This window comes from Aliiroseovarius sp. PrR006 (genome assembly GCF_010500215.1).
GTDB lineage: Bacteria > Pseudomonadota > Alphaproteobacteria > Rhodobacterales > Rhodobacteraceae > Aliiroseovarius.
The window spans coordinates 309207-332160 of record NZ_JAAGOY010000007.1 but is presented as its reverse complement, the minus strand read 5'-3'; the positions used below and the strand labels follow the sequence as shown (position 1 = coordinate 332160).

Annotated in this window: 18 protein-coding genes; 15 read left to right on the top strand and 3 right to left on the bottom strand. The window is 59.7% G+C overall.

What is annotated here, in order from left to right; genetic code table 11:
• The first annotated feature begins 45 nt into the window (after positions 1-45).
• The 4 genes from gcvT to G0Q00_RS10130 all read left to right on the top strand — a co-directional run bounded on the left by gcvT (position 46) and on the right by G0Q00_RS10130 (position 5477).
• A complete protein-coding gene (gcvT, locus tag G0Q00_RS10145; protein ID WP_163038958.1) occupies positions 46-1143 on the top strand; it encodes a glycine cleavage system aminomethyltransferase GcvT in 1098 nt (365 codons plus the stop codon).
• 17 nt (positions 1144-1160) lie between these two features.
• The gene (gcvH, locus tag G0Q00_RS10140; protein ID WP_163038956.1) at positions 1161-1526 is read left to right on the top strand and encodes a glycine cleavage system protein GcvH; all 366 of its coding nucleotides are present in this window, start codon (positions 1161-1163) and stop codon (positions 1524-1526) included.
• A 59-nt stretch (positions 1527-1585) separates the two neighbouring features.
• The gene (gcvP, locus tag G0Q00_RS10135) at positions 1586-4438 is read left to right on the top strand and encodes an aminomethyl-transferring glycine dehydrogenase (RefSeq protein WP_163038954.1); all 2853 of its coding nucleotides are present in this window, start codon (positions 1586-1588) and stop codon (positions 4436-4438) included.
• Positions 4439-4511: 73 nt separating this feature from the next.
• Complete coding sequence (locus G0Q00_RS10130) at positions 4512-5477, top strand: helix-turn-helix domain-containing protein (protein ID WP_163038953.1); 966 nt, start codon at positions 4512-4514, stop codon at positions 5475-5477.
• A gap of 3 nt (positions 5478-5480) precedes the next feature.
• Here G0Q00_RS10130 and G0Q00_RS10125 read toward each other — a convergent pair whose 3' ends face one another.
• On the bottom strand, positions 5481-6251 hold the full coding sequence (locus G0Q00_RS10125) for a 3-keto-5-aminohexanoate cleavage protein (protein WP_163038951.1): 771 nt from the start codon (positions 6249-6251) through the stop codon (positions 5481-5483).
• On the bottom strand, positions 6248-7567 hold the full coding sequence (locus G0Q00_RS10120; protein ID WP_163038949.1) for an aspartate aminotransferase family protein: 1320 nt from the start codon (positions 7565-7567) through the stop codon (positions 6248-6250). The genes G0Q00_RS10125 and G0Q00_RS10120 overlap by 4 nt, the downstream gene beginning before the upstream one ends.
• Before the next feature lie 116 nt (positions 7568-7683).
• On the opposite strand from G0Q00_RS10120, the gene G0Q00_RS10115 reads away from it, so the two are divergent.
• From G0Q00_RS10115 to G0Q00_RS10090, 6 genes are all read left to right on the top strand, one after another.
• Complete coding sequence (locus G0Q00_RS10115; RefSeq protein ID WP_370458561.1) at positions 7684-8553, top strand: MurR/RpiR family transcriptional regulator; 870 nt, start codon at positions 7684-7686, stop codon at positions 8551-8553.
• Positions 8554-8579: 26 nt separating this feature from the next.
• Positions 8580-9548: a TAXI family TRAP transporter solute-binding subunit gene (locus G0Q00_RS10110; RefSeq protein ID WP_163038948.1), complete on the top strand. Its 969-nt coding sequence runs from the start codon at positions 8580-8582 to the stop codon at positions 9546-9548.
• 128 nt (positions 9549-9676) lie between these two features.
• Positions 9677-12292: a TRAP transporter permease gene (locus G0Q00_RS10105; protein WP_163038946.1), complete on the top strand. Its 2616-nt coding sequence runs from the start codon at positions 9677-9679 to the stop codon at positions 12290-12292.
• Positions 12289-12723 (top strand): universal stress protein, encoded by a 435-nt coding sequence (locus G0Q00_RS10100; protein WP_163038944.1) that lies wholly within the window; start codon positions 12289-12291, stop codon positions 12721-12723. The genes G0Q00_RS10105 and G0Q00_RS10100 overlap by 4 nt, the downstream gene beginning before the upstream one ends.
• Before the next feature lie 148 nt (positions 12724-12871).
• Entirely contained in the window at positions 12872-14053 is a 1182-nt protein-coding gene (locus tag G0Q00_RS10095; RefSeq protein WP_163038942.1) for an AMP-binding protein, read from the top strand.
• Positions 14050-15153 (top strand): thiolase family protein, encoded by a 1104-nt coding sequence (locus G0Q00_RS10090; protein ID WP_163038940.1) that lies wholly within the window; start codon positions 14050-14052, stop codon positions 15151-15153. Before G0Q00_RS10095 ends, G0Q00_RS10090 begins: the two co-directional genes overlap by 4 nt.
• Here the strand turns inward: G0Q00_RS10090 and G0Q00_RS10085 are convergent.
• Positions 15150-15830 (bottom strand): nitroreductase, encoded by a 681-nt coding sequence (locus G0Q00_RS10085; RefSeq protein WP_203564970.1) that lies wholly within the window; start codon positions 15828-15830, stop codon positions 15150-15152. The two genes, G0Q00_RS10090 and G0Q00_RS10085, sit on opposite strands and share 4 nt — an antisense overlap.
• Before the next feature lie 404 nt (positions 15831-16234).
• On the opposite strand from G0Q00_RS10085, the gene acs reads away from it, so the two are divergent.
• The 5 genes from acs (at position 16235) to G0Q00_RS10060 (ending at position 22953) form a co-directional block, all read left to right on the top strand.
• Positions 16235-18205: an acetate--CoA ligase gene (gene acs / locus G0Q00_RS10080; RefSeq protein ID WP_163038936.1), complete on the top strand. Its 1971-nt coding sequence runs from the start codon at positions 16235-16237 to the stop codon at positions 18203-18205.
• Positions 18205-18888, top strand: coding sequence for an adenylate kinase (locus G0Q00_RS10075; protein ID WP_163038934.1), 684 nt, complete (start codon positions 18205-18207; stop codon positions 18886-18888). The genes acs and G0Q00_RS10075 overlap by 1 nt, the downstream gene beginning before the upstream one ends.
• Positions 18889-18951: 63 nt before the next feature.
• Positions 18952-19212: a DUF4212 domain-containing protein gene (locus G0Q00_RS10070; protein WP_163038932.1), complete on the top strand. Its 261-nt coding sequence runs from the start codon at positions 18952-18954 to the stop codon at positions 19210-19212.
• Between the two features lie 15 nt (positions 19213-19227).
• On the top strand, positions 19228-21015 hold the full coding sequence (locus G0Q00_RS10065; RefSeq protein WP_163038930.1) for a sodium:solute symporter family protein: 1788 nt from the start codon (positions 19228-19230) through the stop codon (positions 21013-21015).
• Positions 21016-21117: 102 nt separating this feature from the next.
• Positions 21118-22953 (top strand): DUF294 nucleotidyltransferase-like domain-containing protein, encoded by a 1836-nt coding sequence (locus tag G0Q00_RS10060; RefSeq protein ID WP_163038928.1) that lies wholly within the window; start codon positions 21118-21120, stop codon positions 22951-22953.
• Position 22954 lies beyond the last annotated feature (1 nt).

Here is a 22954-nt window from a genome sequence, read left to right as displayed (position 1 = left end):
TGCCCCCCGGCCCCGACAATACCAATCGCGCCATAGGAGGCCGACATGACCGACACCCCTAAACGCACGCCGCTTTATAACCTGCATGTCGAACTTGGCGGCAAGATGGTTGATTTCGCCGGCTGGGAAATGCCCGTTCAATACCCGATGGGGATCATGGGCGAGCACAAGCACTGCCGCGAGAAAGCCGCGCTTTTTGACGTCAGCCACATGGGTCAGGTGATCCTGAAAGGCGACAATATCGGCGAGAAGCTGGAAGTGATCTGCCCGCAGGCCTATGCCACGCTGAAAGCAGGCAAGGCACGCTATGGCTTCTTCACCAACGAAGACGGCGGCATAATGGATGACCTGATCGTTTCGAACGCCGGTGATCATTTCTTTGTCGTGGTGAACGCTTCGATGCGTCATCAGGACATCCCGCACATGGCCGCCAATCTGGACGGCGTCGAAGTGACCGAGATCTTTGATCGTGCGCTGGTTGCCGTCCAAGGTCCCAAGGCCGAGGACGTCGTAGGCGAGCTTTGCCCTGCCGCCCGTGATCTGACCTTCATGGAAACCACTGTCGCTGACATCAACGGTGTCGAATGCCGCATCTCGCGCCTGGGCTACACCGGCGAAGATGGCTACGAAATCTCGATCCCGGAAGCGGATGCCGAAGCCGTCGCCCGTGCCTTCCTGGCCCATGACGATTGCGAACCCGCTGGCCTTGGCGCCCGCGACAGCCTGCGCTTGGAAGCTGGCCTCTGCCTCTATGGCAACGACATCGACCAGTCGACCTCGCCGATCGAGGCGAGTCTGAACTGGGCGATCCAGAAGCGCCGCAAGGAAGAAGGCGGTTTCCCGGGTGCCGAGCGCATCCAGCGTGAACTGGCCGAAGGTGCCGCGAAAAAGCTGGTGGGCATCAAGCCCGAAGGCCGCGCCCCCGCCCGTCAGCACGTGGAAATCCAATGCGCTGAAGGCAACACCATCGGCGAGATCACCTCGGGCAGCTTTGGTCCGACCGTCGGTGGCCCCGTTGCTATGGGCTATGTGGCCAAGGGCCACGGCGAGGTTGGCGAGAAAGTGAACCTTATCATTCGCGGCAAGGCCCAGCCTGCCGAAATCGTATCGCTGCCCTTCGTGCAGCAAAACTACAAACGCTAAATTCGGAGCATCACACCATGGCTATTTACTATTCTGAAGAACACGAATGGGTGCTGGTCGAGGGCGATATCGCCACCATCGGCATCACCCAACACGCAGCCGACCAGCTGGGCGAAATCGTCTTCGTTGAGCAGCGCGAAGCGGGCGACGAGTTCGAAAAAGGCGACGAGATCGGCGTGATCGAAAGCGTCAAGGCTGCCTCGGAAATCTACGCACCGGTTGACGGTGAAGTGGTTGAGGCCAACGGCGCGCTGGAAGACACCCCCGGTGCCCTGAACGAAAGCCCGGAAGGCGACGCTTGGATCTATAAGGTCAAGCTGGCAGACGCCTCGCAGCTGGAAGATCTGATGGATCTGGACGGCTACAAAGCCCTGATCGGCTAAGAACAGACTGCCCGCCGGGCGACCGGCGGGTCATATCCCCCCATCACGAGGATCCAAGCATGGCCTTCAAACTGACCGACTACGAAGCCTATGACTTCGCCAACCGCCGCCATATCGGCCCATCCCCGCGCGAGATGGCCGACATGCTGAAAGTGATCGGCTTCAAGACGCTTGATGAACTGATCGACGCAACGGTTCCGCCCGCAATCCGTCAGGAAGAGGCGCTGGACTGGGGCCCTGCCATGTCCGAGCGTGACGCGCTTTTCCACATGAAACAGGTGGCCTCGAAGAACAAGGTTCTGACCTCGCTGATCGGGCAGGGGTATTACGGCACCACGACGCCTGCGCCCATCCTGCGCAACATTCTGGAAAACCCGGCTTGGTACACGGCCTACACGCCCTATCAGCCCGAGATTTCGCAAGGCCGTCTGGAAGCCCTTCTGAACTATCAGACCATGGTATCGGACATGACCGGTCTGGAAGTCGCTAACGCCTCGCTGCTGGACGAAGCCACCGCCGCTGCCGAAGCCATGACCATGGCGCATCGCGGCTCGCGCTCGAAAGCCAACAACGCCGCGTTCTTCGTGGACAAGAACTGTCACCCGCAGACCATCGCCGTGATCAAAACCCGCGCCGAGCCTCTGGGCATCGACGTACAGGTTGCTGATCCCGACGCGCTGGACGCTGGCGCCGTGTTTGGCGCGATCTTCCAGTATCCGGGCACTGAAGGTCACGTGCGTGATTTCACCAAAGAAATCGAAGCTCTGCACGAGCACAAAGCGATTGCCGTCGTTGCTGCCGACATTCTGGCGCTGGCGCTGCTGAAGTCGCCGGGCGAAATGGGTGCCGACATCGCCGTGGGCTCGACCCAGCGTTTCGGCGTGCCGATGGGCTATGGTGGCCCGCACGCTGCTTACATGGCGACGACCGACAAGCTGAAGCGTGCCATGCCCGGCCGTATCATCGGTGTCTCGATTGATGCGCGTGGCAACAAAGCTTACCGTCTGGCCCTGCAAACCCGCGAACAGCACATCCGTCGCGAGAAGGCGAACTCGAACGTCTGTACCGCGCAGGCTCTGCTGGCCGTCATCGCCTCGATGTACGCCGTGTACCACGGCCCCGATGGCATTAAAGCGATCGCCCAGTCGGTACACCGCAAAACCTCGCGTCTGGCCGCTGGTCTGGAAGAGCATGGCTTCCAAGTCGAGCCAGAGGTGTTTTTCGACACCATCACCGTCGAGGTTGGCCCGCTGCAGAAAACCGTCATGGAAGCTGCCGTTGCACGTGGGGTGAACCTGCGCAAAGTCGGGGAAACCAAGGTTGGCATCAGCCTTGACGAACAGACCCGCGCGGAAACCATCGAAGCCGTCTGGGGTGCCTTTGGCATCGACCGCAAGGATGACAGCGCGAACGTGGCGTACCGCCTGCCGGATTATGCGCTGCGTGAAAGCGCATACCTGACCCACCCGATCTTCCACCTGAACCGCGCCGAGGCCGAGATCACCCGCTATATGCGTCGTCTGGCTGACCGCGATCTGGCGCTTGATCGTGCGATGATCCCGCTGGGCTCGTGCACCATGAAGCTGAACGCCACGATCGAAATGATCCCGGTCACGTGGCCGGAATTCGGCAACCTGCACCCGTTCGTGCCGGTTGATCAGGCGCAGGGCTATCACGAGATGATCGCCGACCTGAACGACAAGCTGTGTCAGATCACTGGCTATGATGCGATCTCGCAGCAGCCGAACTCGGGTGCGCAGGGTGAATATGCGGGTCTTCTGACCATCCGCAACTATCACGCGGCACGGGGCGAAGCACATCGTAACATCTGTCTGATCCCGACTTCGGCGCACGGTACCAACCCGGCGTCCGCGCAGATGGTGGGCTATAAGGTTGTGCCGGTGAAATCGGATGACGATGGCAACATCGATCTGGAAGATTTCCGTTCGAAGGCGATCCAACACTCGGACGATCTTGCGGCCTGCATGATCACCTATCCCTCGACCCACGGTGTGTTCGAAGAAACCGTGCAGGAAGTCTGCCAGATCACCCATGATCACGGCGGTCAGGTCTATATCGACGGCGCCAACATGAACGCCATGGTCGGCCTTGCCCGTCCGGGCGATGTGGGCGGCGACGTTAGCCACCTGAACCTGCACAAAACCTTCTGCATTCCGCATGGCGGTGGCGGCCCCGGCATGGGTCCGATCGGTGTGAAAGCACATCTGACCGAGCACCTGCCGGGTCACCCGGAATACGGCACTGCCGTTGGTCCGGTTTCGGCGGCTCCGTTTGGTTCGCCCTCGATCCTGCCGGTCAGCTGGGCTTACGTCCTTCTGATGGGCGGTGCGGGTCTGACCCAAGCCACCAAGGTCGCCATCCTGAACGCCAACTACATCGCGGCGCGTCTGAAAGATGGGTACAACATTCTGTACACCTCGAAGACTGGCCGTGTGGCGCACGAATGTATCCTCGACACCCGCCCGCTGGCGGACGAGGGCAACGTGACCGTGGATGACGTGGCCAAGCGTCTGGTCGACAGCGGCTTCCACGCGCCGACCATGTCGTGGCCGGTTGCTGGCACCCTGATGGTTGAGCCGACGGAATCCGAACCCAAGGCCGAGCTGGATCGCTTCTGCGACGCCATGCTCTCCATCCGGGCCGAGGCGCAGGACATCATCGACGGCAAGATCGACCCCGAAAACAACCCGCTGAAACACGCCCCTCACACGGTGCGTGACCTGGTGGGCGATTGGGATCGTCCCTACACCCGCGAACAGGCTTGCTTCCCTCCGGGCAACCTTGGTGTGGACAAGTACTGGCCTGTCGTGAACCGCGTGGATAACGCGTATGGCGACCGCAACCTGATCTGTACCTGTCCGCCGATGGATGCCTACGAAGACGAGACATAAGCACTTCCCCCGCCCGGTCCAAAAGTGGCCGGGCGGGGTCTCATAATGTCGTACCAGATAACGGGATGCATCTATGAATATTCAGAACACACTTATGGCCCCCATGAATGACCTGTCGGCCATTGGCCCCATTCAGGGGATAACCATCATCGTGCCGGACCGCAGCCACGTCTCGCTGGCCAGCGTCTTTCGCGACTTCTTCATCTCGCTCGATCAGTTCACCAACGCGGAAACGCCGCGCGACGTCTCTGTCTATACGCTGGACAGCTGCCCGTCGCATGATCAGGCCTATTGGCGGGGTCGCACGGTCGTCTTTTGGGCTGACTTCCACGCCCGCTGGCAGCTGGACAACAAACAACTGAACCGTGCGCATCAGCTTCTGCGCCTCAGCCGACAATGCGTGCTGGTTGGTGGTGGCGTGTTCGTCCTGTGCAAGTCGGTCTTTGCCAGCCGCACCGCCTTGGCAGTGCATTCAAATCTGCGCTTCGTGGCCGAAGAAGAGGGGCTGTTCTGCATAGACGGCGGCGCGCCCTTCGCCATCGATGGCCGCATTTGCAGCGCCACAAGCATCTTTGCCGCCCTGCGTCTGTTCCTGAAACTGCTCGAGGCGGAAATGGGCGGGTTCTCTGCCGCCACCTTCGGCGACTATGTCGGGCTTGAGGTTTCGGGTGAGCCGTTTCACGGCAAGCAAGAGCATATTATCAAACGCTATTCCGGCGGCGACCGGATCATCGGTGACTGTGTGGCCGTGATGCTGGAGCATTTGGAAAACACCCTGTCGATCGTCCAGATCGCCCGGATCATGAACGTGTCCTCGCGCCAATTGCAGCGCCGCTTTGCCACCCAGTTGGGGGTTAGCCCGCTGACGATCTATCGCAGCCTACGGTTGGAGCGTGCCAGTCAACTGGTACAGCAGACCAGCTACTCCATGCACGAGATCGCGGCAGCCACTGGGTTCGGCACGCGCTCCAGCCTTGTGCGATCGTTCAAAAAGCAGTTCGGCATGTCGCCCACGGATGCCCGCGCGAAGATGTTTTAAGGCTTAGGCATGCTCGGCGCAGGCCTTCACCAACTCAGCCACGCGCGCGGCATTGTCCTTCGCATTAGACCCATCCGCGTGCTGGCGCGAGTTCTCGAACCCGATCCGGCATTTTCCGCCAGCACGAACTGCGCGCAGAAGGGCAGGGGTCTCGTTTTGGCCAAAGGCACAGACTGCCCAGTCGGGCGTCAGGCCGGCTGACGTCAGCCATGTCAGAAACGGATCCAGCTCTTTCGGGTCGGATTTCTGCCCGACAGCATAGCGACCCAGCACAAAGATCAGTTGCAAATCCGGAGAGGCCAGAAGCGCGTCGTCCAACACGCGGGTCAGAAGATCCGCGTCCTCCACATCGTAAAGGATATGTTGCACTGCAATGCCGCGCTGATGGCAGTCGTTGTAAAACGCCCGCGTCACGTCGTGATCATCTCGGCACAGCTCACGCACGGACGCCGAAACCATGTCTGCCCCCGAATTCAGCGCCACATGCCGTTGATGGGCGGGGCCATACATCCCGACTGCCTCGGTCGTGATTTGGACCGGAAAACCGGGCATGTCGGTGCGAAACAAGTTCAGCGCGTCGGCGTAAGCGTCCGCATCCAGAAGGTGTTTCCCATCCGCATCCCGCAGATGAAGATGCAGCCCATCGACGCCTTCCGCGCGACAGGCCTGCGTGGTCTCCAAAATCTCGGCTGGCGTCATCGGCAGGGCTGGGTGGTCGGCTTTGGTCAGGCGTGCCCCATTCGGAGCCAGCATGATCTTGGGAAGCGGTGTCACAGAACTTGCTCCAATGATTTGGACAACTTGCCCACCAGTTCGTCGATCTGTTCATCCGAGATGATAAAAGGCGGGGCCAGCAACACGTGATCCCCGTTCTGTCCGTCAATCGTACCGCTCATCGGATAGCAGATCAGGCCATTCTCGAACGCTTGTTTTTTTAAGCGGCCTGCGATGCCACGGGACGGATCAAACGGCGCTTTGCTGTCGCGGTCCGCCACGATCTCCAACCCACGAAACATGCCGCGGCCGCGGATATCACCGATATGCGGGTGCTGACCGAACTCGGCATGCAGCGCGTCGTTCAGACGGGTGCCCATCTTGGCAGAACGGGCGGTCATGCCGCCTTCGGTCAGCTTGCGGACAACTGCATCTGCCGCTGCGGCGGCGACGGGGTGGCCGATATAGGTATGACCGTGTTGAAAGAACCCGCTGCCTTGGGCGATCGCGTCGTAAATTTCGCCCGTGCACAGCATCGCGCCAATCGGCTGATAGCCTGCACCAAGCCCCTTTGCGATGGTGATGATGTCGGGCGAAATCTCGTCCTGCTCGCAGGCGAACAAGGTGCCGGTGCGCCCCATGCCGCACATGACCTCGTCCAGGATCAGAAGGATGCCGTACTGATCGCAAATCTCGCGGATGCGCTTGAAGTAGCCTTTGACGGCGGGCACGGCGCCTGCGGTGGCCCCGACCACGGGTTCCGCAAGGAAGCCAATCACGGTATCAGGGCCGACGCGCAAGATTTCCTCTTCCAAGGCATTCGCGGCGCGCAGACCGTATTCCTCTTCCGTCTCGCCCTCTTGGCGCAGGCGATATTCATAGCAGGGATCGATATGGCTGGCCGACATCATCAGCGGGTCAAACGGTTCGCGCCGCCACATGTTGCCGCCGGTGCCCAACGCGCCCAGCGTGTTGCCGTGATAGCTTTGCTTGCGGGCGATGAAGCGGGTGCGTTGGGTCTGCCCAATTTCGATCATGTATTGGCGCGAAAGCTTCAGCGCGGCTTCCACAGCTTCCGAGCCACCAGATACCAAATACACGCGCTCGATTCCCTCGGGCGCATGCGCAACCAGACGGTCAGCGAGTGATTCTGCCGGCTCTGACGTCAAGAATCCGGTGTGCGCGAAGCTGAGTCTGTCGATCTGATCATGCATGGCTTTGGCCACGTCTGGGTCCGAATGACCAAGGCAGGACACGGCCGCTCCGCCAGATCCGTCAAGGTATCTTTTCCCTTCTGAATCAATCAGGTATATGCCGTCTCCGCGTGTTGCGACAGGTGGGGCTGATTTGCAGTGACGCGGGAAAATATGTGACATGGGGATCCCTTGCATGTCCCGTTGAACCTGTTGACATTGAAACAAATAATGCGGGAATTGACAATACGTGAAACAAAAGGAACACTGAGCCTTGTCCAAACAGGGAGACACTGGACGTGAGCGCAAGTGAGGGCTTCGAAAAGAGGCTGGCTGTGGCCTATGGAGATCTAAGCGGTGCCTTGCGCGCAGCCGCCGATTACCTTGTGGCCAACCCGCTGGACGCTGTGTCGCGTCCGCTGCGCACCGTGTCCGCGCAGACCGGCGTGTCGCCCGCCACATTCTCGCGTCTTGCCCGGGCCTTGGATTATGCCAGCTTTGACGAGCTGCGCGACGAAATGCGCGATAAGATTGATCGAAAAGTGAACAACTTTTCCGATCGGGCTGGACAGCTTCAAAAGGCGCATGGCGACGGGAAGTCTGACTTCGCTCAAGCCCATTTCGCGGCATGCGAGAACAACCTGAAGCAGACGATGGCCGGTCTGGACCCGGATGCGATTCGCGACGTGGCCGACCGTTTGGCGGCATCCCGGAAAGTGCTGTTGTTGGGGGCGTTGGGGTCCACCGGGGTTGTCGAATACCTGTCTTATATGGCGAATTTCTGCGCAGATAACTGGATTCTCGCCAATCGGATGGGGGCTTCCCTAGGGGGAGCCTTGTCAGGGCTCGATGAACGTGATGCACTACTTATAGTTACCAAGCCGCCATTTGCTGTCTCAGTGATCAAGGCAGCCAGGCTTGCTCGTGAGTTAGGGGTTTACGTTGTGGTGATCACCGATACGCATACATGTCCTGCGTTGGAATACGCGTCGGCCGGGTTCACCGTGTCGACCGATAGCCCTCATTTCTTTTCGTCCTACGTGTCGACGATGTTCCTTCTGGAAACCATCGTCGGAATGGTGGTCGGGCGCGCAGGCGTCACGGCTCAGGAACGAATTGCTGAAGTCGAGCTTCACAACCGCCAGTTGGCGGAAGTGTGGAGCGAATAAATATACATCAACAAGGGAGAAATCTGATGTTTAAAGGGTTCAAGATTGCATTTGCAGGGGTTGCTGCCACCGCAGTGATGGCGCCGGCTGCCTTTGCCGAGGAATTCATCACCATCGGTACCGGCGGCGTAACCGGCGTGTACTATCCGACTGGTGGCGCCATCTGCCGTCTGGTGAACAAGGGTCGCAAAGAGCACGGCGTGCGCTGCTCGGTCGAGTCGACCGGCGGCTCGGTCTACAACATCAACACCATCCGCGAAGGCGAGCTGGAATTTGGTGTGGCTCAGTCGGATTGGCAGTACCACGCATATAACGGCACCTCGAAGTTCGAAGATGCTGGTGCCTTTGAAGGCCTGCGCGCTGTGTTCTCGGTCCACCCCGAGCCCTTTACGGTCGTTGCCCGTGCCGACAGCGGCATCAAGACCTTCGCCGACCTGAAAGGTAAGCGCGTCAACATCGGTAACCCCGGTTCCGGTCAGCGCGGCACCATGGAAGTTCTGCTGGAAGCTCTGGGCTGGACCACCGGCGACTTCGCTCTGGCAACCGAGCTGAAGGCTTCGGAACAGTCTGCAGCGCTCTGCGACAACCAGATCGACGCGATGGTTTACACCGTTGGTCACCCCTCGGGCTCGATCCAGGAAGCCACCACGGCCTGTGACTCGGTACTGGTTGAAGTCTCGGGCGAGGCTGTGGACAAGCTGGTTGCCGAGAACTCGTTCTACCGTACCGCAACCATTCCGGGCGGCATGTACCGTGGCAACGATGCTGACACCGCCACCTTCGGTGTGGGCGCAACCTTCGTCAGCTCGGACGCCGTGTCGGAAGACGCTGTTTACGCCGTTGTGTCGTCGGTCATGAACAACATCGAAGACTTCAAAGGTCTGCACCCGGCATTCGCCAATCTTGACCCCAAGGAAATGGCAACCGCTGGTCTGTCGGCTCCGCTGCACCCGGGTGCTGCGAAGTACTATAAAGAGGCTGGTATTATCGAGTAATCGGTTACCCGTAAGCCTTATGATCGGGGGGCGGCCCTGCGTCCCCCGATCGCTTTGACCCGGCAGAAGATCGGGCATGTTTCCTAAGTAATTAAGTGCGGTCGCAAGCAGACCGAGGGAGAGACACAATGTCCACGAAAGAGGAACGCGCGCTTAGCGAAGAAGAGCTTCAAGAGCTCGTCGCCGCCAGCGACACCGGTGCGCGAAACCCACAGGGCGCGGTTGGGCTAATGATTGCCGCCGTTGCGCTGATTTGGTCTATTTTTCAGGTGCTTCTGGCTTCGCCGGTCGCGCCTTATGTTCTGCCTGGAGATCTGATTAACAACTCGCGCCAGTTCCATTTGGCGTTTGCAGTTTTCCTGGCCGCGATGGCCTATCCTTTGTTTAAATCCAGCCCGCGCAACTATATTCCCTGGTATGACTGGGTGCTCGGCGTCGGCGGTGCATTCTTGGCGCTCTACGGCTATTTTTTCTACGATAAGATCGTGGCGAATGGTGGTCTAGCCGATCAATCGGACGCGTATTTTGCCGTAGCGGGCCTGACCTTCCTGTTCATCGCCGCCTATCGCACCCTTGGCCCCGTCATGGTGGCCTTGGCGATTGTGTTTCTTTTCTACGTATTCTTCGGCTCATCCGAAGTGGTGCCCGACCAGATCCGCTGGGCCGGTGCGTCGCTTCGTAAAGCGATGAGCCATATGTGGATCACCTCGGAAGGTGTCTTTGGCATCGCTCTGGGCGTGTCCACCAAGTTCGTCTTCCTATTCGTACTGTTCGGCGCCCTTCTGGACCGTGCAGGCGCGGGCAACTATTTCATCAAGATGGCGTTTGGCGCCCTTGGTCACCTGCGTGGCGGCCCGGCGAAGGCCGCTGTTGTTGGCTCGGCTGCAACCGGACTGATTTCCGGTTCGTCCATTGCGAACGTGGTCACCACCGGCACCTTCACCATCCCGCTGATGAAGCGCGTTGGCTTCTCGGCGGAAAAAGCTGGCTCGGTCGAGGTTGCCTCGTCCGTGAACGGTCAGATCATGCCGCCCGTCATGGGCGCGGCTGCGTTCTTGATGGTGGAATATGTGGGTATCTCGTATGTCGAGGTCATCACCCACGCCTTCCTGCCCGCGATCATTTCCTACATCGCGCTGGTGTACATCGTGCATCTGGAGGCGGTGAAAAACAAAATGCCGACCATCGGCAACAAGGTCGTGTCGATGGGCAAAACCATCGGCGGGATGTTTGCCTTCTTCGCGGGCTTTGCACTGCTGTGCTACGCCACACAATACCCGGTGGGCTGGATTGTATCGCTGTTCCCCGAGGGCTCGGGCTGGATCCTGTCGATCCTTCTGTTCGTGATCTATGTGGCCCTGATCTATCTGGCTGCACAGGTGCCGGATCTGGAACCCGATGATCCCAACGCCGAGGTGGTCGAGCTGCCGGACGTGGCCAAGATCTATAAGTCGGGTCTGTACTACCTGATGCCGATCATCGTGCTGGTTTACTTCCTGATGATCGAGCGCAAATCGCCCGGCCTGTCGGCCTTCTGGGCCACCTTCCTGCTATTTGGTATCCTGTTGACCCAGAAGGCGTTGAAAGCGTTCTTCCGGGGCGAGGACAATCCGATCTCGCGTCTGCGCGATGGTGTGATGGACCTGATTGAAGGCATGATTGATGGGGCCCGTAACATGATCGGGATCGGTCTGGCGACAGCCACAGCGGGTATCATCGTGGGCACCGTATCGCTGACCGGGATCGGTCAGGTGATGGCGGATTTTGTCGAGTTCCTGTCTGGCGGGAACCTGATCCTGATGCTGGTCTTTGTGGCGATCCTGTCGCTGATCCTTGGGATGGGCTTGCCGACGACCGCGAACTATATCGTTGTGTCCTCGCTGATGGTGGGCGTGGTTGTTGAACTGGGCGCGCAGTCCGGCCTTGTTGTGCCGCTGATCGCCGTTCACCTCTTCGTCTTCTATTTCGGGATTATGGCAGATGTGACGCCCCCGGTGGGGCTTGCAAGTTTCGCGGCGGCGGCTGTGTCGGGTGGCGATGCCATCCGCACCGGGTTCACCGCGTTCTTCTATAGCCTACGTACCGTGGCCTTGCCGTTCGTCTTCATCTTCAACACGGATCTTTTGTTGATTGATGTAACGCTCACGCAAGGGATTATTGTCTTTATCGTGGCGACCATCGGCATCCTTGTCTTCACAGCAGGCACCATGGGCTTCTTCCTGACCAAATCGCGTATCTGGGAAACCGTTGCCCTTCTGGTTGTGGCCTTCGCACTGTTCCGCCCGGGCTTCTTTATGAACCAGATCCAGCCGCCGTTTACGCAAATCGCGCCAACCAGTATCGAGCAAGCGATTGGCGATGCTGCGCCAGGTGATCCACTGCGGGTGGTGATCTCGGGGCCGGACTTTGACACGCTTGAGGTCAAGGACCTGACCGTGGTTCTGAACGTGCCCGAAGCTGATGGCGGCGCGGCCCGTCTGGACGCGGCTGGCATCATGCTGATGCCGGAAGGGGATGTGATGCGGATCGACGAACCCATGTTCGGCACGCCGTTGTCCGACAAGCTGTCGACCTTTGATTTCTACGGGGATGATCCCGTTCAAATCTCGGCGGTGCAGGCGCCCTCGAACCAGTTGCCGAAAGAACTGATCTTCATCCCGGCACTGCTGCTGCTTGGCCTTGTGGCCTTCCTGCAGTCGCGTCGCGCCAAGGAAGAAGAAATCATGGAAGGAGAAGCGGCATGACCCAGACCATCCTGTGTGCAGTCGATATCAACCGCGTTGATGCCGAAAACCCCGTTCTGAAAACCGCGGCCGAGCTGGCCGAGCTACGGGGCGCGCAGCTGGACGTGATTACCGTTGTGCCGGATTTCGGTATGTCGGTTGTGGGGGCCTATTTTCAGGACCATCATGTCAAATCGGCGCAAAACGACGCGGGCGACATTCTGAAAGCCATGACCTTGAAGACTTTGGGGCCAGAGGCTGACAGTAAGATACGTCACATTGTGGCCGTCGGCTCGGTCTATGAAGAGGTGCTGCGCGCCGCTGAGCTTGGCAACGCCGATCTGATCGTCCTTGGCGCGCATCGCCCGGACCTGAAGGATTACCTTCTGGGCCCGAACGCGGCGCGGGTGGTGCGCCACTCGACCTGTTCGGTCTATGTGGTGCGCGGGTAAGCACTCGTGACGAGGAGTATTGAAACGGGCGCGGCGCTGACCGCGCCCGTCTTCTGTTGGGCTTCCCCTTGGCGGGGCGTGCTTCTACAAAGGGCGCAGGTTTTCGCCAGAAGAAGGGCAATACATCGCCATGCGGTTTCGCCAAGACATGCACAGCACCATCCATCTTCCTGATGGACACGCGCCAGAACAGGCGCGGCGCGCGGCGCGAGCAGTGCTGCTTTTGATGAATGGATTGCGCGATGGGGCCAGCATCTGTGCCCGCCAAGTCGCAGGCGATCCGATTGACGTCTGGCAGGCCGAGGACGGGCAGCAGGTTTTGCAATGCCAAAGCTCGGGATCCAGCGGCGCGCCGAAAACCATCCAGCGCCGCCCGGACAGCTGGATCTCCAGTTTCGAGATCACTCGCCAACAGTTCGGCGCCGGCGAGGACACGCCCTATGCTGTGCTCGGTGATCCGGGGCATTCGCTGGTGCTGTTTGCTATCATGGAAGCGCTGCATCTTGGCGCGGACCTGTCGATCCTGACCGGCCTGTCGCCCCGCGCCCAGCTGCAGGGGATGGGGCACGACGGGGTGCAGGTGCTCTATGCTACGCCCGCGCAACTGCGGCTGCTTTTGAAAGTACATCCTGAACCGCTGCCCGAAATGCGGCTGGTGTTTTCGGGTGGCGGAAAGCTGGACGCTGACACGGCATCGGCGCTGTCCACGCTCTTCCCAAATGCAGAGCTGCACGAGTTCTTCGGCGCGTCCGAGACCAGCTTCATGTCCATCGCGCCCGTGGATGCGCCCATCGCCTCGGTCGGTCGGGCCTATCCGGGCGTCGAGATCGCATTGCGCGATGTAAACGGCCAGCCAGTCGGGCAGGGGCCGGGTGAGCTTTGGGTGAAAAGCCCCTATCTGTTCGAACACTATGTCGAGGGCGACAGCCCCGAGACCCGCTGGAATGGCGACTTCCTGACCGTGGGCGAGATGGCGCAGTTGGACGATGACGGCTTCCTGTACCTTCTGGGACGCAAGTCGCGGATGGTGACCGTGGCCGATCACAATGTCTTCCCCGAGGCGGTCGAGGTCGAGGTTTCGAAGGCCGTCAGCGCCGCGCGTTGTGCAGTGGTCCCCGTGCCGGATGACGCGCGTGGGCAGGTGCTGGTTGCGGTTGTTGAAGGCATGGCGAGTGACGACAAGGAGCGCATCATAAAGGACCGTTGCCGCAATACGCTGGGCGCGCCGTCGATGCCGCGGCAGGTGCTGTTCGTTGACGCTCTGCCGATGCTGCCAGCCGGAAAGCCGGATCTGAAAGCACTTGAGCAATTTGCGCGGGGGCAGGTATGAGCGCCGCTTGGATCATCGCAGCCCGTCGCACAGCCGTCGTCCCGCGCGGCGGGGCGTTTGCGGCGTTAGATATTCACGACCTCGCGGCCCCGGTGATCCAGGATATCTTGGCGCAAGCTGGGGTGGCCCCGGACGAGGTTGGCGAGGTGATCTTGGCCAACGCGCTGGGCGCGGGTGGCAATCCCGCGCGGGTCGCGGCGCTGGCGGCGGGGTTGCCAGAAACCGTCGGTGGGCTGACCATCGACCGCCAATGCTGCGGTGGGCTGGACGCGGTGATGTTGGCGCAGGCGATGATCTTGTCTGGCCAACATGACGTGGTGATCGCGGGCGGGGCGGAAAGCTACTCGCGCCGTCCCCTGCGGTCCCGCACCTTCGCGGATGGGCGCGACCCGGAGCCGTATGAGCAAGCCCAGTTCACCCCGTGGCCGGATCGTGATCCGGATATGGCCGAAGCGGCCGAGGCTTTGGCACAGAAGCTGGGGATTACCCGGCAGGCGCAGGATGACTGGGCCGTGGCCAGCCATCAAGACGCGTTGGACGGGACGCAGTCCGATCAGATCGTATCCATTGAAGGTCAGGACACTGACGCCTTCACCCGAAAGCTCACCCCGCGCCTTTGTGCGCGTGCGCCGGTAGTCGCAGGCAGCGTCACCGCAGCGAACATGGCTGTGGCGGCGGACGGAGCCGCCTTCGTGCTGGTGGTGTCGGACCGCGTGGCGCGCAGGCTTTCGGCCCCGAAAATCCGGATCGAGGCCGGATCGAGCCTTGGCGGCACGCCCGATCTGCCCGGCATTGCTCCCGTTGCCGCCATCAATGCTTCGCTGGAGCGCGCGGGGCGGAAGCCTGACAGTTTGACCATTGCCGAGATCATGGAGGCTTTCGCCGTTCAGGCCATTGCCTGTCAGGAAGGCGCGGGCCTGCCGCGCGAGATCGTCAATCCGAATGGCGGGGCGCTTGCGCGGGGCCATCCCATTGGAGCGTCCGGTGCGATCTTGGCGGTGGGGCTGTATTATGAGCTTTTGCCCAAGGGCGGGGCCGGTGTGGCCGGAATTGCCGCAGCAGGCGGGCTGGGTAGCGCGTTGGTCTTGTCGGCGCCCTAGTCGTCGAAGCCGCGGAAGCTGGTGAACACGTCCAACGCATCGCGTTCGGTGCGGAACTGGTTTACGGGCGCGGTTTCGTCCTTCTTTCCGACAGCAATTCCACAGACGACCAACTCGTCTTCGGGCAGGTTCAGATACTGATGTACGATGTTGCCATAGTTAGCCAGCGCGCCGATTCCTGTCGCACCTAAGCCCTGATCCTCGGCCGCCAACAGAAATGTCATCAGTGACATGCCCAGATCCATGAAGCAGCCCTTGCCCATGCGGCGATCAATGGTCGCGATCACACCCACTGGGGCATCAAAGAAGGCATAATTGCGCGCAAATTGTTTACGACGCCCCTCCACATCCCGTTTTGCAATCCCCAGTGCTTGATACAGCGCATATCCTGCGGCGCGTTGCCGGGCTTTCAGGTCGGCAGGCATCGGGATCGGGAAATAAGAATATTCGCTGACAGGCGGTTCGTTGCGATCCATCGCACCATGAAGGGCGCCGATCAGCCCCTCTAAAGCCTGACCTGTCAGAACGTGGAATTTTCCGGGTTGCAGATTGGCCCCGCTGGGGGCTTTCCGCGCGGCCTGGCAGATCCTTTCCAGATCAGATTTGGCCACAGGATCCTTGGTGAAAGCGCGCACGGAATGGCGCTGCGACAGGAGGTTTTGGAACGAGCGTTGCATGGGCTGGGATGTGCCTTGCGCCACTGTGGCCTGTCAAGCACAGGGTGAATCGCTTATCGGCTAAATCATGCCGGTCGGCACCGTATGGTTCGGTGCGTGCGTCCGTTGATGCCTAAAACGAAGGCAATCTGGATGGTTCGGAGTCAGTGAGAAGCGTGTCAAGTTTTTACATTTTTTGACAAAGCGTTTTACAGGAAAGAGCTTGTAAAACAATTACTAAAGGTGGCATGGTGAAGAGATATTACTATAATTTCCGGGTGAGTTAAATAAATTTACACAAAATCTGTTGTTTAGATGTGATTAATCCTCCAGTTTTCAAGGCAAGTTTGGGAATAAACCTGTTTGGTGATGTCCCGGCCCACGCGAACTGCTCGCGTTTGGAGGAAAATCTGGGAGGATCCTGAATGTCGTCGCAAGCTACGGCTGATAAGACCTATGCTCCGTCTGCGGAGTTTGTCTCGAATGCGCATATTGATGCTGCAAAATACCAAGAGATGTATGCCGCATCCGTAAATGATCCTGATGCATTCTGGGCCGAGCAGATGACGCGTCTGACCTGGTCGAAGACGCCGACCAAGATCAAGAACACCACTTTCGCGCACCCTGATGTGTCGATCAAATGGTTTGAAGATGGCGAACTGAACGTCTCGGCCAACTGTATCGACCGCCACCTGGAAACCCGCGGTGACCAGGTCGCAATCATCTGGGAATCAGACGATCCGAACCTCGACAAGAAAATCACGTATAACGAGCTGCACGAGAACGTCTCGAAGCTGGCAAACGTGATGAAGGGCATGGGCGTCAGCAAAGGCGACCGCGTCATTCTTTACCTCCCGATGATCCCGGAAGCATCCTATGCCATGCTGGCCTGTGCTCGCATTGGCGCAATCCACTCGATCGTATTCGCAGGCTTCTCGCCCGAGGCACTTGCTGCCCGTGTTGAAGGCTGTGGCGCCTCGCTGGTGATCACTGCTGACGAAGCCCCCCGTGGTGGCCGCAACACGCCGCTGAAAACCAACGTCGATGCCGCTCTGGCCCACGGCGATCTGGGCAACACCCCGGTGCTGGTGGTCGAGCGTACCGGTGGCGACGTGCCGATGGTAGACGGCCGCGATCACTCCTATTCGGCGCTGATGGCAGACGCTTCGGCTGACTGCCCGCCCGAAGCCATGAACGCAGAAGACCCGCTGTTCATCCTGTACACCTCGGGGTCGACAGGCCAGCCGAAGGGCGTTGAACATTGTACCGGCGGCTATCTGCTGTGGGCTGCGATGACCCATGAGTACGTGTTCGACTATCATGAAGGCGACATCTACTGGTGTACCGCTGACGTGGGCTGGGTCACTGGCCACAGCTACATCGTTTATGGCCCGCTGGCCAACGGTGCGACCACGCTGATGTTCGAAGGCGTTCCCACCTATCCGGATGCTGGCCGTTTCTGGGCTGTGTGCGAAAAGCACAAAGTGAACCAGTTCTACACCGCGCCGACCGCGATCCGTGCCCTGATGGCACGCGGCGAAGAGTTCGTGACCAAGTACGATCTGAGCGACCTGAAGGTGCTGGGCACCGTGGGCGAGCCGATCAACCCCGAAGCCTGGAACTGGTACAACGATGTTGTTGGCAAAGGTAACTGCCCGATCGTTGACACCTGGTGGCAGACGGAAACCGGTGGTCACCTGCTGACCCCGCTGCCCGGCGCAACTGCAACCAAACCCGGTTCGGCCACCACGCCCTTCTTTGGTGTGCAGCCCGTGATCCTGGAGCCGACCACCGGCGAAGAGATCCACGAGACCGAGGCCGAAGGCGTTCTGTGCATGAAAGACAGCTGGCCCGGCCAGATGCGCACCGTGTATGGCGATCACGAGCGTTTCGTGGCGACCTATTTCGCCGACTACAAAGGCTACTACTTCACCGGTGACGGCTGCCGCCGTGACGCGGATGGCTATTACTGGATCACTGGTCGTGTGGATGACGTGATCAACGTATCGGGTCACCGCATGGGTACCGCTGAAGTCGAAAGCGCTCTGGTTGCTCACGCCAAGGTATCCGAGGCCGCCGTTGTTGGCTTCCCGCACGACATCAAGGGTCAGGGCATCTATTGCTACGTCACCCTGATGGACGGCGAAGAATATACCGACGATCTGAAGGTCGAGCTGCGCAACTGGGTCCGTCAGGAAATCGGCCCGATCGCCAGCCCCGACCACATCCAGTGGGCCCCGGGTCTGCCGAAGACCCGTTCGGGCAAGATCATGCGCCGTATCCTGCGCAAGATCGCCGAGGACGATTTCGGTGCACTGGGTGATACCTCGACCCTGGCCGATCCGTCGGTTGTGGACGATCTGATCGACAACCGCATGCATAAGGCAGGCGCATAATGGACGTAGCGACAACGACCGCCGCCCCCGTTCTGATCCTTCTCGGCCCTCCGGGCGCCGGGAAGGGCACTCAGGCCCGGATGCTGGAAGACAAGTTCGGACTTGTCCAGCTTTCCACCGGAGATCTTTTGCGCGCAGCCGTAGCAGCAGGGACCGAAGCGGGCCTTGCTGCAAAAGCCGTTATGGAGGCCGGTGAACTGGTCTCGGATGAGATCGTGATCAACATCCTGCGTGACCGTCTGCAAGACGCCGATTGCGCCAAGGGCGTGATCCTTGACGGTTTCCCCCGCACCACCGTTCAAGCCGAGGCGCTGGACGCCCTGCTGGCGGAAAGCGGTCAGAAGATTAACGCAGCCATCAGCCTCGAGGTCGATGACGCTGCAATGGTGACCCGTATTTCGGGCCGTTACACCTGTGGCGGTTGCGGTGAAGGGTATCACGACGAGTTTAAGCAGCCCGCCAAGGATGGCGTCTGCGACAAATGCGGCGGCACGGACATGAAACGCCGGGCCGACGATAACGCCGAAACCGTGGGAAGCCGCCTTGTGGCCTACCACGCACAAACGGCACCGCTCATTGCCTACTACGGGGGCAAGGGCAGCCTGCAGAAGGTCGACGCCATGAAGGCGATCGATACCATTGCAGGTGACCTTAATGAGATCGTTCAGGAAGCGGTCGCATAAGAAAGGGAAGGGCGGGGCCGCATAAGCGACCCCGTTGGAGGAACTTCAGAGGGAGGAGGCTTCATGGCCGACAACTCATCAAACGACGCATATTGGTCCGCCAACTTGCGCATCATCATGATCAGCCTGGTTATCTGGGCGGTCGTATCATTCGGATTCGGCATCCTGCTGCGCCCGATGCTTTCCGGCATCGCAATCGGCGGAACCGATCTGGGCTTCTGGTTCGCACAGCAAGGTTCGATCATCGTCTTCTTGATTTTGATCTTCAACTACGCAATGCGCATGAACAAACTCGACCGTGAACACGGCGTAGACGAAGAATAAAGGGGCCAGAAACAGATGGATCAGTTTACGATCAACCTGCTGTTTGTGGGTGCGAGCTTCGCACTTTACATCGGCATCGCAATCTGGGCCCGTGCGGGCTCTACATCCGAATTCTACGCCGCTGGGCGTGGTGTTCACCCGGTCACCAACGGTATGGCGACGGCTGCTGACTGGATGTCGGCCGCATCGTTCATTTCGATGGCTGGCCTTATCGCCTTCACCGGCTACGACAACTCTTCGTTCCTGATGGGTTGGACCGGCGGCTACGTTCTGCTGGCTCTGCTGCTTGCGCCTTACCTGCGTAAGTTCGGCAAGTTCACCGTGTCGGAATTCATTGGTGATCGCTTCTACTCGCAGACTGCCCGTATCGTGGCTGTTGTCTGCTTGATCGTGGCCTCGACCACCTACGTTATCGGTCAGATGACCGGCGTTGGTGTTGCGTTTGGCCGCTTCCTGGAAGTGGACAACACAACCGGTCTGTTCATCGGTGCTGCTGTTGTATTCGCCTACGCCGTTTTCGGCGGCATGAAGGGTGTAACCTACACGCAGGTTGCTCAGTACTGCGTACTGATCACTGCTTACACCATTCCGGCGATCTTCATCTCGCTGCAGCTGACTGGCAACCCGATCCCGGCCCTGGGCCTGTTCGGCGAGCACGCAGCTTCGGGCGAGCCTCTGCTGGCAAAACTGGACGCAATCGTGACCGAACTTGGCTTCAACGAGTACACTGCTCACCACGCCGACACGTTCAACATGGTTCTGTTCACCCTGTCGCTGATGATCGGTACCGCTGGTCTGCCGCACGTAATCATGCGCTTCTTCACCGTGCCTAAAGTATCGGACGCCCGTTGGTCGGCCGGTTGGACCCTGGTGTTCATCGCTCTGCTGTACCTGACTGCTCCGGCTGTTGGTGCAATGGCTCGCCTGAACATCTCGGAAATGATGTGGCCGAATGGTGGCGTCAACGGTGAAGCTGTGACTGTTCAGCAGATCGAGACCGAAGATCGTTACGACTGGATGAAGACGTGGCAGAAAACTGGTCTTCTGAACTGGGAAGACAAGAACGGCGACGGCAAGATCCAGTACTACAACGACAAGTCTGAAGCTATGCAAGCAATGGCCGCCGAAAAAGGCTGGACCGGTAACGAGCTGACCAAGTTCAACCGCGACATCCTGGTTCTGGCCAACCCCGAAATCGCCAACCTGCCGGGTTGGGTAATCGGTCTGGTTGCTGCTGGTGGTCTGGCTGCTGCGCTTTCGACGGCTGCGGGTTTGCTTCTGGCGATCTCGTCGGCTGTATCGCACGACCTTATCAAAGGTGCGATCAACCCGAGCATTTCGGAAAAAGGCGAACTGATGTCGGCACGTGTGGCGATGGCAGTGGCAATTGTTGTAGCTACCTATCTGGGTCTCAACCCTCCGGGCTTCGCAGCGCAAACCGTGGCACTTGCCTTCGGTCTGGCCGCCGCGTCGATCTTCCCGGCTCTGATGATGGGTATCTTCTCGACCAAAGTGAACAACACCGGTGCTGTTGCAGGCATGATCGCGGGTATTTCGGTTACCCTGATCTACATCTTCCTGCACAAAGGCTGGCTGTTCATCCCGGGTACCAACAGCTTCACCGATGCTGATCCGCTTCTGGGCACCGTTAAGTCGACCTCGTTCGGCGCAATTGGTGCGGCGATCAACTTCGCTGTTGCTTACACCGTATCGGGTATGACCAAGCCGCTGCCGGCTGAGATCAAAGCTCTGGTTGAATCGGTTCGCGTTCCGCGCGGCGCCGGTGCAGCTCAGAACAAATAAAAAGCTTGGGCGGGTGGCCCTCTGCGGCGACCCGCCCCCTTTTAAATTTGTCCCGTCCGGTGTCATATCGGGCGGGACTAACTTTTGAAGAAGGCGCTTAATATGCCCCTGAGCCAAGATCAGATTTTCCGATTTCTGAAATCCGTTCACCCCTATGATGCCCTGACAGCCGATGTGGTCGAAAAGCTGGTACCGACGCTTCAAGCACGCGCCGTGCCTGCAGGCGAAAGCGTCTATGGGTTCGGAGATGACCTGCCCGGCGTTTTCATCATTTACGAGGGTGAGGTCGAGGTCAGTGACGAGAACGGCTCGGTCGTGTCGCATCTTGGGCTACGCAATTCCTTTGGTGAACGTGGGCTGCTGCGGGAAGGCAAGGCCGTAACCTCGGCGCAAGCCGTCACGGATACAACGCTTCTGATCCTGCCGGTCGCTCAGTTCCACGCCCTGATCGCCGCCGAAGACACGGTAAAACGGTTCTTTGACCGCTCGCGCGCGGATCGGAACAACAAGCAGGACCAGCAGGACCTCGCGACTACACAGGTGGACACGTTGATGGCTGCCAATCCTGTGACCTGTACCCCGGCGACCTCGGTGCAAGATGCCGCGATCCTGATGCGCGACCGCCGCGTGTCGTCGCTGTGTATCACCGAGGGTGATGCCCTGACCGGTATCCTGACCACCCGCGACATGTCGGGCAAAGTGCTGGCCGCTGCTCTGCCGGTCGAGACGCCTGTGTCACAGATCATGACCCCCAATCCCATCACGCTTGCCCCGTCCGCCATTGGTTCGGACGTGCTGCACGTGATGATGGAGCGTCGTATCGGCCATGTTCCGATCGTTGAGGGTGGCAAGCTGGTTGGCATTGTCAGCCAGACCGACCTGACCCGCTTTCAGGCCGTTAGCTCGGCCGAGTTGGTGCGCGAGATTGCGCAGGCCAACACGCCCGAAGAAATGCGCGAGGTGACAGAACGTATCCCGCAGCTTCTGGTCCAACTGGTCGCCGGAGGCCGCCCGCATCAGGTGGTCACCCGCCTGATTACCGACATTGCCGACACCTGCACCCGCCGCCTTTTGGCGTTGGGAGAGTCCAAGCTGGGCCCGGCCCCCGTGCCCTATCTGTGGGCCGCCTGTGGATCGCAGGGCCGACAGGAGCAAACCGGCGTATCCGACCAAGATAACTGCATGATTTTGCACGACGATGTGACGGATGCGGACCGAGACGGTTACTTCACCGAGTTGGCCAAATTCGTCTGTGACGGGCTTGATGTCTGCGGCTATTTCTATTGCCCCGGTGACATGATGGCGACCAACCCGCGCTGGTGTCAGCCGCTGTCGACCTGGAAGGACTATTTCGACGGCTGGATCGCGAAACCAAGCCCTGAGGCACAGATGCTGGCCTCGGTCATGTTTGACCTGCGGGCGATTGCCGGGGATGAGAGCCTGTTTGAAGGGCTTCAGAAAGACACGCTGGCGATGGCGGCGAAGAACTCGATTTTCGTCGCGCATATGGTGTCGAACTCTCTGAAGCACACACCGCCGCTGGGCCTTCTGCGCGGCTTCGCCACGATCCGCTCGGGCGAGCACAAGAACCAGCTGGATATGAAGCATAACGGCGTTGTGCCGATCGTTGATCTGGGCCGCGTCTATGCGCTGCAGGGTGAACTGACCGAGGCCAACACCCGCGCGCGTCTGGAAGCCGCCATTCACGCCGGTGGCCTCAGCCAATCGGGCGGGCAGGATCTGCTGGACGCCTATGACCTGATTGCCGACACGCGTCTGGAGCATCAGGTCGCTGAAGTTAAAGCCGGCGGAAAGCCGGATAATTATCTGTCGCCCTCGGACCTGTCCGAGTTTGAACGCAGCCATCTGCGCGATGCCTTTGTGGTGGTGAAATCCATGCAAAGCGCCATTGGGCACGGGCGCGGGATGCTGGGCTAAG